Source organism: Desulfovibrio legallii (assembly GCF_900102485.1).
Classification (GTDB): Bacteria; Desulfobacterota; Desulfovibrionia; order Desulfovibrionales; family Desulfovibrionaceae; genus Desulfovibrio; species Desulfovibrio legallii_A.
Window position 1 is genome coordinate 50,460 of sequence record NZ_FNBX01000006.1, and the last position, 12,443, is coordinate 62,902.

10 protein-coding genes are annotated in these 12,443 nt (G+C 65.6%); 4 read left to right on the forward strand and 6 right to left on the reverse strand.

Annotated elements, in window-relative coordinates:
• Window positions 1-87: 87 nt before the first annotated feature.
• Entirely contained in the window at window positions 88-2,859 is a 2,772-nt protein-coding gene (gene polA, locus BLS55_RS05155) for a DNA polymerase I (protein ID WP_092153297.1), read from the forward strand.
• A 269-nt stretch (window positions 2,860-3,128) separates the two neighbouring features.
• Here the strand turns inward: polA and BLS55_RS05160 are convergent, their stop codons facing one another.
• From BLS55_RS05160 to rfbD, 3 genes are all read right to left on the reverse strand, one after another.
• Window positions 3,129-3,839, reverse strand: coding sequence for an EF-hand domain-containing protein (locus BLS55_RS05160; RefSeq protein WP_092153298.1), 711 nt, complete (start codon window positions 3,837-3,839; stop codon window positions 3,129-3,131).
• 307 nt (window positions 3,840-4,146) lie between these two features.
• Entirely contained in the window at window positions 4,147-5,295 is a 1,149-nt protein-coding gene (locus BLS55_RS05165; protein ID WP_257243138.1) for a DUF3179 domain-containing protein, read from the reverse strand.
• On the reverse strand, window positions 5,292-6,197 hold the full coding sequence (gene rfbD / locus BLS55_RS05170; protein WP_092153299.1) for a dTDP-4-dehydrorhamnose reductase: 906 nt from the start codon (window positions 6,195-6,197) through the stop codon (window positions 5,292-5,294). The genes BLS55_RS05165 and rfbD overlap by 4 nt, the downstream gene beginning before the upstream one ends.
• 192 nt (window positions 6,198-6,389) lie before the next feature.
• On the opposite strand from rfbD, the gene BLS55_RS05175 reads away from it, so the two are divergent.
• Window positions 6,390-7,175 carry a sirohydrochlorin cobaltochelatase gene (locus BLS55_RS05175; RefSeq protein ID WP_092153300.1) on the forward strand — a complete coding sequence of 262 codons (786 nt, stop codon included), beginning with the start codon at window positions 6,390-6,392 and terminating at the stop codon, window positions 7,173-7,175.
• A gap of 22 nt (window positions 7,176-7,197) precedes the next feature.
• Entirely contained in the window at window positions 7,198-8,037 is an 840-nt protein-coding gene (locus tag BLS55_RS05180; RefSeq protein WP_092153301.1) for a hypothetical protein, read from the forward strand.
• 315 nt (window positions 8,038-8,352) lie between these two features.
• Here BLS55_RS05180 and BLS55_RS05185 read toward each other — a convergent pair whose 3' ends face one another.
• Genes BLS55_RS05185 through mqnE form a run of 3 tightly spaced genes read right to left on the reverse strand, consistent with a single transcriptional unit; the run spans window position 8,353 to window position 11,507 of the window.
• The gene (locus BLS55_RS05185; RefSeq protein WP_092153302.1) at window positions 8,353-9,198 is read right to left on the reverse strand and encodes a menaquinone biosynthetic enzyme MqnA/MqnD family protein; all 846 of its coding nucleotides are present in this window, start codon (window positions 9,196-9,198) and stop codon (window positions 8,353-8,355) included.
• A gap of 39 nt (window positions 9,199-9,237) precedes the next feature.
• Complete coding sequence (gene mqnC, locus BLS55_RS05190; protein ID WP_092153303.1) at window positions 9,238-10,368, reverse strand: cyclic dehypoxanthinyl futalosine synthase; 1,131 nt, start codon at window positions 10,366-10,368, stop codon at window positions 9,238-9,240.
• Window positions 10,365-11,507 carry an aminofutalosine synthase MqnE gene (gene mqnE, locus BLS55_RS05195; protein WP_092153304.1) on the reverse strand — a complete coding sequence of 381 codons (1,143 nt, stop codon included), beginning with the start codon at window positions 11,505-11,507 and terminating at the stop codon, window positions 10,365-10,367. The genes mqnC and mqnE overlap by 4 nt, the downstream gene beginning before the upstream one ends.
• Window positions 11,508-11,591: 84 nt before the next feature.
• On the opposite strand from mqnE, the gene BLS55_RS05200 reads away from it, so the two are divergent.
• Window positions 11,592-12,443: a 1,4-dihydroxy-6-naphtoate synthase gene (locus BLS55_RS05200; protein WP_092153305.1), complete on the forward strand. Its 852-nt coding sequence runs from the start codon at window positions 11,592-11,594 to the stop codon at window positions 12,441-12,443.

Genomic DNA, 12,443 nt, shown 5'->3' on the forward strand with positions numbered 1-12,443 from the left:
CTATAGTATATGCGCCGGACCACATCTCCGCAAGGGGCACGCCCCGTGCGCCGCCGGCCCCCGCCACCCTCAGCACCGCGAGTCGTCATGTCGCTCAAAAGCCGCCTTCATCTTGCCGCGGATCCCGTTTTTCTTATGGACGGCACCGCCTTTATCTACCGGGGATTTTTCGCCAACCGCAATATGCAGCGCTCCGACGGCTTTCCCACCAATGCGCTGGTGGTGGTTGCCCGCGTGCTGCTGCGCATCCTGCGGGAGGAACGCCCCCGGCACTTTCTTTTTGTGCAGGACGGCAAGGGCAAAAATTTTCGTCACGATCTTTACCCGCTCTATAAGGCCAACCGCGAGGCCACGCCCGAAGACCTGGTCCGCCAGCTGGAGCCCATTGCCCGCATGGTGCGCGCGCTCGGCATTCCCCGCGAAGTCTCCGACGGCTGCGAGGCCGACGACTGCATCGCCTCCCTGGCGGCGCGCCTCTCCGCGGAGCGGCCCGTGATCATCGTGAGCGGCGATAAGGATCTGAAGCAGTGCCTGGGCCCCAACGTCTATATGTGGGATCCTGCTTCCCGGGAGGAAAAACTGCTCTCCGCCGCAGCCTTCACCGCCGAAACGGGCTTTACGCCCGGTCAGTGGGCCGACGTGCAGGCCCTGGTGGGCGACACAAGCGACAATATCCCCGGCGTGCCCGGCATCGGGCCCAAGACGGCGCAGAAAATCTTTGAAATATGCCCCAGTCTGGAAGACATCCGCGACCACTTTGCCCTGCTGTCCCCCAAGCTGCAGGACAAGCTGCGCGATCATCTGGAAACCATGTTTCTCTGGCGGGATCTGACCGCCCTTTCCCACGCGGCCTGCGGCCATGTGCGCCTGGAGGACATGCGGGTGCGCCCCCTGGACGCCGCGGCCTGCGCCTCCCTGGCTGAGGAATTTGAACTCCACGCCCTCCGGCGGGAGATGGCCGCCCTGGAGCGCCTGCAGTTGCAGGAGGCCGCCGCGCCAGCAACGACCGCCCCCGCGTCGGCCTCCCCGCAGGCAAACGCGCCCGCCGTAGAGCCTGCCCCCGGCCCGCCGTCGTCTGCGCCGCGGAAGGCCGCCGCGCCAGCCGCCCCCCCACAGGGCGCGGGCCCGCAGATGAGCCTGCTGGAGGTGCTGGAGGAACCGGATCTGCCGTTGGTTTCCGCCGTGGAGGCCCTGCCCCCCTGCGCCGGGCTGGAGGTGGCCTGCATCTGGCCTGGCGGGCCGGACAAGCCCCCGCATGTGGCCGTGGCGTCCGCCGTGGCGGCCTCCGCGGACGCTGCCGCGCCTGACAGCGCCGAAGTGCGCTGGGGCGGTGCGCCGGAGGCCCTCTGCGCCTGGCTGCGTAAGGCGCGCCGCCTGGTGACCGCCGACCTGAAAAGCCAGCTCACAGGCGCGGCCTGCCGGCTCGATCCGCCCCAGGACCGACAGCCGCCTTTCTGCTTTGATCTGGGCCTGGCCGCCTATCTCATCAACCCTGAGGAGAGCGACTACGCCTGGCCCCGCCTGGCCGCGCACTGGGGCGCGCCCCTGCGCCGCAGCGGCATGGGGCCTGCGGCCCTGGCCCTGCGCATGGCCGCCGTGCTGGAAGAGCGCCTTGACGCGGACGGCCTGCTGCCCCTCTATCGTCATCTGGAGTTGCCCCTTATCCCCGTGCTGGCGGCCATGGAAAGCCGCGGCGTGGCCATTGACGCGGCGGCCTTCCAGTCCTTCCTGGCCGACGTGCAGGCCGAGCTGGACCGGCTTACGGCGGCGGTCTACGCGGCGGCGGGCGTCACTTTCAACATCCGCTCCGCCCAGCAGATGGGCGAGGTGCTCTTTACTACCCTCAAGCTGCCCGCGCCGCGCAAAACCCGCGGAGGCCAGGCCTCCACCAGCCAGGAAACGCTGGAAAAACTTGCCGGCAGCCATCCGGTGGTGGAAAGCATCCTCCAGTTCCGCAAGCTGGAAAAAATGCGTTCCACCTACCTGGACCCCTTGCCGCGCCTGATGGACGCCCAAGGCCGTATCCACACCACCTTCAACCAGAAGGCCACGGCCACCGGCCGTCTTTCCTCCAGCAATCCCAATCTGCAGAACATCCCCGTGCGCGGCCCCCTGGGCAAGCGCATGCGCGCCTGCTTCATCGCCGGTCCCGGCCGGGCGCTGGTCTCCGCCGATTACTCCCAGGTGGAGCTGCGCGTGCTGGCCCACATGTCCCAGGATGCGGCCCTGCTGGAGGCCTTCCGCCAGGGCGAGGACATCCACGCCAGGACGGCCGCCCTCATCTACGACCTGCCGCCGGATCAGATCAGCCCGGACCAGCGCCGCAACGCCAAGACCATCAACTTCGGCCTCATCTACGGCATGGGCGCGCAGAAGCTGGGGCAGGAGCTGAAAATCGGCACGGCCAAGGCCAAGGAATTCATTGCCCGTTACTTTGCCCGTCTTACTGGTCTGAAGGCTTTTTACGAAGAAGTGGAGGCTACGGCCAAACGCCAGGGCTATGTCACCACCCTGGGCGGCCGCCGCCGTCTCCTGCCCGACATCCATTCCCCCAACGGCCAGGCCTACGCCCTGGCCCGCCGCCAGGCCATCAACACCGTCATCCAGGGCTCCGCCGCAGACATCATCAAGCTGGCCATGCTGGCCGTGGCCCACGATCCGGATTTGAGCCGTCTGGAGGCCAGCCTTCTCCTTCAGGTGCACGACGAACTTCTTCTGGAAGCGCCGGAGCAGACCGCCAGAGACGTGGGCGCGCGCGTGGCCGCCCTTATGAGCGGCGTCGCGCCCGGCGGCGCGGCCCTTTCCGTGCCGTTGGTTGTGGACTGGGGGGTGGGGCGTGATTGGGGCGCCGCCCACTAGGTCGGGTGCGGACAAAGGTCTTTTTGCCCTCCGGCGGCGTCAGCGCGTTTTTTTGCTCCGGTCGAGTACCATAAGAGTACACTCCCTGCGCAATGCCCTTTCAGGGGCGCTGCGCGTCTGTATCCTGCCCTGGGGGGATCGCCCGCCGCTGTTGGAGACGTTTTACTACCATAACGTTGCGCTGCATCGTTGCGGCAGCGCATAGTGCAAGGAGCCTGGGCGGCATTGCCCGCCCAGGCTCCTCAGTAACCGGCAATTGGGTAGAGAAATCAGGCCGTGATCTCCACGCTCTGCGTGGCAGCCGCACCAGCGGTCTGACTGGCTGTCTGGTAGGCATTGTTGGCCAGAGCGGTAAGGAAGCCCTGGGCCAGTGAAGCGCTGGTCAGCGAAGAGCTGGAATCGGTAAAGCCGCCCAAGGTCTGGCGTTGTTTTTCCAGGGCTGCGAACAGCTCATCGGAAGAGACGGTCCCGTCCTGGTCCGTATCCATGGAGTCGAAAACGGATTGGTTGAGGCCGGACTCCGCCACGCTGATGCTATCGCTGCCGTCTGAATCCAACTCCGAGAAGAAGGATGCGAACATGTCGTCTGAAGTCGACTCGGCGGCAGTCTGGGACTCGCTGGCGGCTGGCGGCGGCGGAGGCGTTTGGCCGCTCATGATGGCCGACAGCATTTCCTGGGCGCTGGGCTGCTCACTAGCGGTTGTTTGTTCCACATTTTTGCTTTGTGCCGTTGATAAATTCTGTTCACTCAACTGCATATTTGTGAACATTGCTGTCTGTTGTAGCTCAATAGCCTGCTGCAGTTCAGTTTGTGAAATAGAGCCATCTCCATCAGTATCTATTGAGCTGTAAAGATCCTGATCAAGACCGCTTTCCTCCAGGCTCAATGCTCCATTTCCATCGGAATCAAGATCTCCAAAGAGTTGACTTGCAAGGTCATTCTGCTGAGTAGAACTTGATTCCTTTGTTCGATTGAGCATCTCCTCCCAATATGCGGAGGAAGAAGATGATACCGCACACTGACGCTCATACTTTCTCCCTGTCCGTAAGGACGCTTTTTAACCTCGCCCACCATCCAAGGCAGACGATGCTGCCGTAGATATGCGCACCTCCGTGTGTCGCCTCCTTGCCACGAGGGAGAATCCCTTGGCGACAAAACTGCAAGAATTGTTCCGAGAAGTAAGAGGAAAAAAATGCCGTTTGCCCGGATTCGGGTGCAGAGCAGCCCTTCGTCACGAGCTTATGCGCGGGGGGGCGCTATGGGCAAAAAGGAGACAGGGAGCGGGCTTATGGTGGGCTGCCGTTGTCCTGCCCTGGGGGATGGGGGGAGAGCAGATCCCGGGGAACTTCGCCGGGCCCTGGAATAACCAGGGTTTCCGGATTCATGCTGTACCAGGCAAACCACATGGAGTAGACGCCGTAGATCTGGGTCAGGCCCGCGCCCTTCATATTGCCGTCCAGGGCCTTGCCCGTGGCCGGGCTCCACAGGCTGCGGGTGGTCAGATCCTGCAGCTTGCCGTAGCGGGCAATGAACAGGAAGGGGTCGTTCCAGACGCGGCGGTTGAACACCCGCACCACGCCGAGTTGGCCGTCGTAGGCGGCCAGCAGGGCGTGGGGCCCCACAAAAAAGTTTACCGCACCCTGCTTTTTCACATATTTGATATCGATGGCCGCCAGGTAGCCCTCATATTCCAGGCAGAGCATGGGGGTTTTGTGCGGAAAGCGCCGGTCCAGCCGCAGGACGGGGTAGATAAGCCGGTCGTTCTGGTAGTAGGTGTCCGTGCGCGCGTAGCTGCCGTAAGGATCTCGCCCGTAGGGCCGGTTGCCGGGAGGGGGGGCCAGTACCCTGGCCTTGGGGTAGACGCTTTTGGCTGCGCCCCAGGTGGTCCAGAATACGGGCAGCTGCGGCAGGCCCCGGCCCAGCAGGGGGCCTTCAAAGGCCATGCCCGTTTCCTGCAGCCACAGGCTGCCGGAATTGCGGTCTATAAGCACACTGTTGCCGTCGTAAAGGCGGCCTTCGGGATCAAAAATCAGGTTCAGCCCGCCCATGGAGGCGTCGTAGGCCATGAGCGTGCCCGTGATGGGGCAGTAGGTGATGGCGTAGGCATTGTCGTCCACCACCTCGTTGACCACCTGATGCCAGGCCATGATGTTCTGCGGATAGATGCGCGGTCCGTCGGGCAGCTGGACCACAAAGACCACGTCGTCGCTGCTCAGGCTCAGGTCCGCATCGGCCGTGCGGTCGTAGCGGGGGCGGTACAGAGAAGGGATTTCACCGTATTTGATGCCCGTTTTCACCAGTTTGCCGGTGATGGCGGCCAGGTCCTGCAGGCTGCGCGGCCGCGCCGCCGCCGTGGACGGCGCAAAAGCGGCCAGCAGCACGGTCAGCAGCAGAAGAATCTGCGGCCGCCGGTGTGCCCGCGGGCCGGGGTTCACCGTGCGCCTCCGCACGGCGAGGGCTTTTTGCCCCCGGTCATGGCGGGCAGGTATTCGCAGAAGATGTAGTCCCGCAGGGCCTGGGGCCAGGGGCGGGGCTTTTTGCCGAGCAGGGCGGCCAGCTTGCCCGTATCCAGCACGGAAAATTCCGGCCGCCGCGCTTTTTGCGGATATTGCGAAGAATCAATGGGCATGACCCGGCAGGGAGCGGCCGCCAGGGAAACGGCCTCGCAGGCCAGATCGCACCAGCTGGCCTGGCCGCTGTTGGCCGCGTGCCACAGCCCGGTGGCCTGCTTTTCGGCCAGGGCCGCGCTCCACTGAGCAAGATCCAGGCTGTAGGTGGGCGAACCCGTCTGATCGTGCACCACCGTAATGGCGTCGCGCCGGCGGCAGGCCGCCAGAATGGTGTCCACAAAATTCTTGCGCCCCGGCCCGAAGAGCCAGGCCGTGCGCACCACGCAGGCCCGGTCGGGCAGGACGCGCAGTACGGCCTGTTCGCCTTCCAGCTTGGTGCAGCCGTATACCGAGGTGGGGTGGGGCGCGTCCTCTTCCTTCCACGGGGTTTCGCCCGAGCCGGAAAAGACAAAATCCGTGCTGTAGTGCACCAGATGCCCGCTGCCCTGGGATTTGATCACCCGGGCCAGGGCGTCGGGCAGGGTGCGGTTGAGCAGGCAGGCTTCTTCGGCGTGGTCTTCGGCGTCGTCCACAGCCGTCCAGGCCACGGCGTTAAAGACCACGTCAGCCTTGGCCGCGGCCACCCGGTCTTCCAGAAAATTCAGGTCCGACAGATTGCCTTCCCCGCGCCCCAAGGTCTCCACCTGCCAGTCCTTTTGTCGCAGCACGCGCGCCAGCGCCTGACCCAGCAGGCCGGTAGCGCCCCCCAAAACCAAGGCTTTCGGCATCAGCATTTTCCTCCAGCAGCCCGTGCCGCGCCGTGGGGGTCACGGCGGGGCAGAGGACGCATGCGGCACTGTAGCCTTCTGGAGGGGCAAGGGTCAATACAAGACGTTCTACGGCGGTTTGCAGCGCCCCGTGCCGCTCCGGTCGCTGCCCTAGCTTGCTTCCGGCCCGCAACTGACGTACACATGGGGGCCATGAAGCGCGCTATTCTGCTGGTGGCCTTCGGCGCGAGCAGCGCCCAGGGACAAAACGCCCTCAAGGGTTTTGACGCCCTTGTGCGGCAGCGCTACCCCGGCGTGCCCGTGCGCTGGGCCTTTACCTCGCTGCTCCTGCGCGAGCGCCTGGCCCTGGCCCGGCAGAAAAGCGATTCGGTGTTCAAAGCCATGAGCCGTCTGGGGTTTGAGCGGTTCACCCATGTGGCCGTGCAGCCCCTGCAGACCATTCCGGGCAGCGAACACGAGCAGGTCTGCGCTGCCGTTGCAGAAGCGGCCGCCCCGCACGGGCTTGTCTGCCGGGTGGGCGCGCCCCTGTTGCAGAGCCCCGCGGACGTGCAGGAGGCCGCCAGGGCGCTGGTGCGGCACCTGCCCGCCGAACGCGCCCCCCATGAGGATGTGGTCTGCATGGGGCACGGCGCGCGGCATGCGGCTGTGGGCCGCTATGCGGATCTGGATCAGGCCGTGCGCGCCCTGGACCCGCGCGTGCATGTGGGCACCATGAACGGCGCGGCGCTGCTGGAGGATATCCTGCCCCGCCTTGCGTCTTCCACGGTCTGGCTCATGCCTTTGCTTTCAGTGGTGGGCCGCCACGCCCTGCGGGATATGGCCGGCGCGCAGGCCCAGTCCTGGCGCAGCCGCATTGAAAGCGATGGCCGCCGGTGCCGTCCCGTGCTCCTGGGTACGGCGGAATACGCCGGGTTTGCGGAACTTTGGCTGCGGCACCTGGAAGCCGCGGCCCAACCCCTGTTCGCGTCTGCGGAATAAACGGGCTTGCGTGAGGTGTGCTATGCGCGGAATGTTGTCGGCCCTGCTGGCATTGGGGCTTCTGCTGGGCGGTTGCGGCTTTTCCGGAGGCGAAAGCGCCCCGCGCGGCGCGGTAAATCTGCCTTCTGAGGCCCACAGCGACAAGGCCAATCTGTTCAATCCGTTCCTGCGGCAAAGCCTGCCCAATCTGCGGGCCGGCTCTCCGGAGGCGGTGGCCATGATCAACCAGCTGGGCGGCAAGGTCACCAGCATTGAGGGTGAGGCCGCCTACCGGCCGCAGTGGAAGACGGAAGTCTACCCCGTGGTTTTCGGCGACCCTAAAGCGCCCCACGAAGTCCTGGTGCTGCTAGATTTTGCCGCGCCCGAAAGCGCCAGGGTCTGGCGCGCGGCGAGCGAGGCCGCCCGCTCCCTGTCGCCCGCCCAGTGCAAGATTGTCGTTTTTGCCAACAGCAGCGAATACTACGGCACGGACCTTATGGGCATGGCCATCTGGATCGTCCACAACCGCCCCGGCCAGGCCATGCCCTATCTGACCTACGCCCTGGAGCGCTGGAACAGCGTCAAGGCCGCGCAGAAAAAGGCCCGCGGCAAGGCCGTGCCCTTCCATAACGAATACGACGCCACCGTGCAGTCCACGGATTACCCCATCCACTACAGCTATATGGCCCGTCTGCGGCCCCCCGTGCCCGCCAGCCAGGAGCTGGCCGTGGCCAAATACTGTTACGACGCGGGCAACGTGAATCTTTACCAGGCGCAGCAGATCAGCCAGTTTTACGGCGCGGGCCGCCTGCCCGCCGTGGTGGTGGACGGCACTGTGCTCGGCTCCGTTTCCAGCGCGGCGATTTTGAAGTCCTTGCAGTAGGGCAAGGCTCTTTGCGCGCGGGCAGGGGGCTTTGGTTCACAAAACGCCCTTTGTCCGCGCGGTCTTTTCCCCCTGAAGCAGCTTGTCTTTGAGAACGGGCATTCTCAAAGTTTGCGATACGCTCGCTCCGGCGCGTGCCAACGCAAAGGCATTGCGCCTACGCCGGCACGGCGGGCGTCTGCTCATGCAGCCGCCAGGGCATTTCCCAATTGAAGGGCCTATCCCTTTTCACCCTCGGTTCTCTTCTCTGGGGGAGCGCCCGCGCGTTCGCCTTCCCGGTGCGCGCTTTTGGGGGGAAGACCTGGGCGGCGACGCTCAGCGGCGGAAGAACTCCAGCGGCGGCACGGCGGGGATCATGCCGGCCTGGGCGAGCTTGGCGTAGAACAGGCTGAGGCCCTGCTGCTCTTCGTCACCCAGGCTGTAGACCAGCCCTTTGCGGTAGTAGAAGTCCAGCTCCTGGCGCGAGAGGGGGCAGCCGTGGGCCGTAAGGTCCAGAATCACGTCCATATGGCTGAGGCCCCAGTCCCGCCCCCGGCGCAGCAGGGCTCCGGGGTCGTCGTGAAAGAGGTCCGCCGCCGCGCGGCTGACCACCCAGAGGCCGAAAATAAAGGGCAGCCCTGTCCAGTCGCGCCAGGCTTCGGCCAGGTCCAGCCGGTAGGGGTAGTCCGGATGGTTGCGCAGGCGCAGGGCCTCGTCGCCGATGGCCAGAAAGGCCACGGGCGGGGTGGGGGAGTTGACGGCTGGGGTCACCTGACCGGTGCGGTAGGCGACCTCGCAGCGGTAGCGGTCATGCATGAGCAGCCGCAGCAGGGCTACGGAGGTGTGGGTTTCGCCGCTGATGAGGATTTCCTTGCCCTGGAGCTGCTCCACGGGCAGGCGCGAGAGCAGCAGCACGCTCATGACCGGCCCGCGGGAGCCGATGGAGAGATCCTCCACCAGAAAATAGCGCTCCGGGCGGCAGGCGTACTCAAAGCAGGAGCAGGAGGAGACGTGCAGCTCGCCCCGCGCCATCATGGTGTTGAGCAGGGCGGGCGGGCCGGAGACCAGCTCGTAATCGTGGGGCAGAATGCCCGCCTCCAGCGGATGGTAGATGGGCAGCACGTTGAGGTAGCCGATGCGCCCCATGCGCAGCACAGGGCGGGCGGCGGGGGAAGTGTTCATAGCAAAGCCTTTTGCGGGTCTGGCGGCCTGGCGGTTTGGTCAGGCCTCCGGCTGCGGGTCCACGGGGGTGTAGTCCATGGTGCGCTGCACGGGGGTAAAGCCCGCGGCGCGGATGACCTTGTGGATGTCCTTCCGGCTCATGCGGTAGGAGACGCCCGCGGCGGCCACCACGTTTTCTTCAATCATCAGGGAGCCGAAGTCGTTGGCCCCGTAAAACAAGGCCAGTTGGGCCACCTGCGGCCCCATGGTCACCCAGGATGACTGGATGTTGGGCACGTTGTCCAGCACCAGGCGGGAGACGGCCAGCAGACGCAGATAGGCCGGGGCGGGCAGCGGGTCCACGGCAATGCGGGTGTGCGCGGGCTGGAAGGTCCAGGGGATGAAGGCCGTAAAGCCGTGGGTGCGGTCCTGCAGATCGCGCACGGCAAAAAGGTGGTCCAGGCGCTGGCCGGGTTCCTCCTCATGGCCGAACATCATGGTGGCCGTGGTGCGCAGGCCTTCGTGGTGGGCGGCTTCCATCACGTCCAGCCACTGTTCCGCCGTGCATTTGTTGGGCGAAACCCTGGCGCGCACGGCGGTGTGCAGCACCTCGGCCCCGCCGCCGGGCAGGGAATGCAGCCCGGCCGCCTTGAGGCGGCGCAGCACCGTGGGCACGCTCAGGCCGAACTTCTGGGACCAGAAAAATATTTCCGGTGGGGAAAAGGCGTGGATGTGCAGGGTGGGCCAGGTGGCGCGCAGCCAGCGCAGCAGCTCTTCGTACCACTCCAGGGGCAGGTCGGGGTGGTGCCCGCCTTGAAGCAGAATCTGCGTGCCGCCCAGGCGCAGGGTTTCCTCCACCTTTTGGGTCATTTCCTCCCGGCTGATGACGTAGCCTTCGGGGCTTTCCGGCGGGCGGAAAAAGGCGCAGAAGCGGCAGCCGCACACGCAGATGTTGGAATAGTTGATGTTGCGGTCGCCCACATAGGTGACCACAGGCTCCGGGTGCAGGCGCAGGCGCGCCTGGTGGGCCAGGCTGGCCAGGGTGGGCAGGCTGGCCTTGTAGTAGAGGGCCTCGGCGTCCTGGCGCTCCAGGCGTTGGCCGGCTGCGGCTTTGGCCGCGGCCGCGCGCAGGTCGGCAAAGGCGGGGCCGGATTCTTCAAAGGGACTGTGAGCGGGCAAAAAGCTGGTCACGGGCGCGCCTCCGTGCTGACGGTCTCGGAAAGGGTGGTGAAGGTAGCGTTGCGCCGCACGGGCGTAAAGCCGGAGCGCAGGATCATCTGCTCCAGCTCGTGGATGGTCAGGCCCTGCGCTGAGGGCGCGCCGGCCATATGGCCGATGCGTTCTTCAATGATGGTGCCGTCCAGGTCGTCGGCCCCGTACCACAGGGCCACCGGGGCCAGCTTGGGGCCCATCATGATCCAATAGGCCTTGATGTGGGGGATGTTGTCCAGCAGCAGCCGGGACACGGCCACTGTGCGCAGCTGGTCCAGACCGCGCTGGGGGCCCACCTTGTCTTCCGGCAGCTTGAGGCGGCTGTTTTCCGTCAGGAAGGGCAGGGGAATGAAGCAGGTAAAGCCGCCGGTTCTGTCCTGTTGCTCCCGCAGGCGGCAGAGGTGATCCACGCGCTGTTCATAGCTTTCCAGGTGGCCGAAGAGCATGGTGCAGTTGGTCTGGATGCCCAGGGCGTGCGCCTCGCCGGAGACGCGCAGCCAGGTGGTGGAGTCGGCCTTGTGCGGGCAGATGCGGGCGCGCAGATCCTCGTCGAAGATTTCCGCGCCGCCGCCGGGCATCATGACCAGCCCCGCCTGCTGCAGCCGCTCCAGCACGGCGCGGGTGCTGATGCCCTCCAGACGGGAAAAGTGCTCGATTTCCACTGGGGTGAAGGCCTTGATGGGCAGATCCGGATGTGCGGCGCGCACGCGGCGCAGCAGATCCTCAAACCAGGCGAGGGGCAGATCGGGGTGGCACCCGCCCACGATGTGCAGCTCGTCCAGGCGCAGGGAAGAGGCCTCGGCCTCGCGCAGGCGGGCCAGAATGTCTTCATGGCTCAGGACAAAAGCGCCGGGTTCGTCCGCGCGGTCGCGTCGGAAGGCGCAGAAGACGCAGCCGTTGACGCAGACGTTGGTGTAGTTGATCTGGCGGTTGACCACATAAAAGGCCCGCTGGCCGTGGCGTCGGCAACGGTCGTGCAGGGCCAGCGCGCCCACGGCCGTGAGGTCGGGGCAGCGGAACAGGGCGAGCCCTTCTTCGGGCTCCAAGCGGCGGCCGTCAAGCACTTTCTCATAGATGGACGAAAGGCCGAGGCTGGCGTAGTATGCTGCGTCTAACATGGTTTAGGCATCCTGTGCGTAGGGGGCTGTGTAACCTTTTGAGAATAATCCCGGCCGCCGCGCGCTGTCAATGTGAGGTATCTCATGTCTGTTTCTCATCCGCAAACGCTGCGTCTGGGGCTTTCGTCCTGCCCTAACGATACGTTTATCTTCCACGCTCTGCTGCACGGCATCGCCCCCGCGCCCCTGCCCTTGCAGCCCCACATGGCCGATGTGGAGGAGCTGAATACCCTTGCCCGTCAGGGAAAGCTGGACGTAACCAAAATATCGCTGGGCGTGGTGCCCTGGATTATGGACGACTACGCGCTGCTTTCTTCGGGCGCGGCCCTGGGCTGGGGGTGCGGCCCCCTGGTGGTGGCGCGCGAATCCCTGCCGCCCACGGCCTGGCGCACGGCCAGCCTGGCGGTGCCCGGGGCCATGACCACGGCCAACCTGCTGTTGACCTTGCACGGCGGCTTTCACGGCCCGCGCCGGGCCATGCTTTTCAGCGACGTTATGCCCGCCGTGGCCCGGGGTGAAGCGGACCTCGGCCTGGTTATTCACGAAGGACGGTTCACCTACGAGCGGCTGGGGCTGGTCAAGGTGCTGGACCTGGGCCAGTGGTGGGAGCAGGAGTACCATCTGCCCTTGCCCCTGGGGGCCATTGCCGTGCGCAGGGATATCCCCCTGCCGACGGCTCTGGCCCTGCAGCGGGCCATTGCCGCAAGCCTGGCCTGCGCCCAGGCCGATCCCGCGGCTTCGCGGGAATTTGTGCGGGCCCACGCGCAGGAAATGGAGGAGCAGGTCACCGAGGCGCATATCAAGACTTTTGTCACCGAGTTCAGCCTGGATCTGGGCCCGGCAGGCCGCGCGGCCATAGAGAATCTGGTGGGCCGCGCCGCTGTGCTCCAGGGCAGGCGTCTGCCCGTGGACGGGCTGTTTCTGTCATCAGAATAG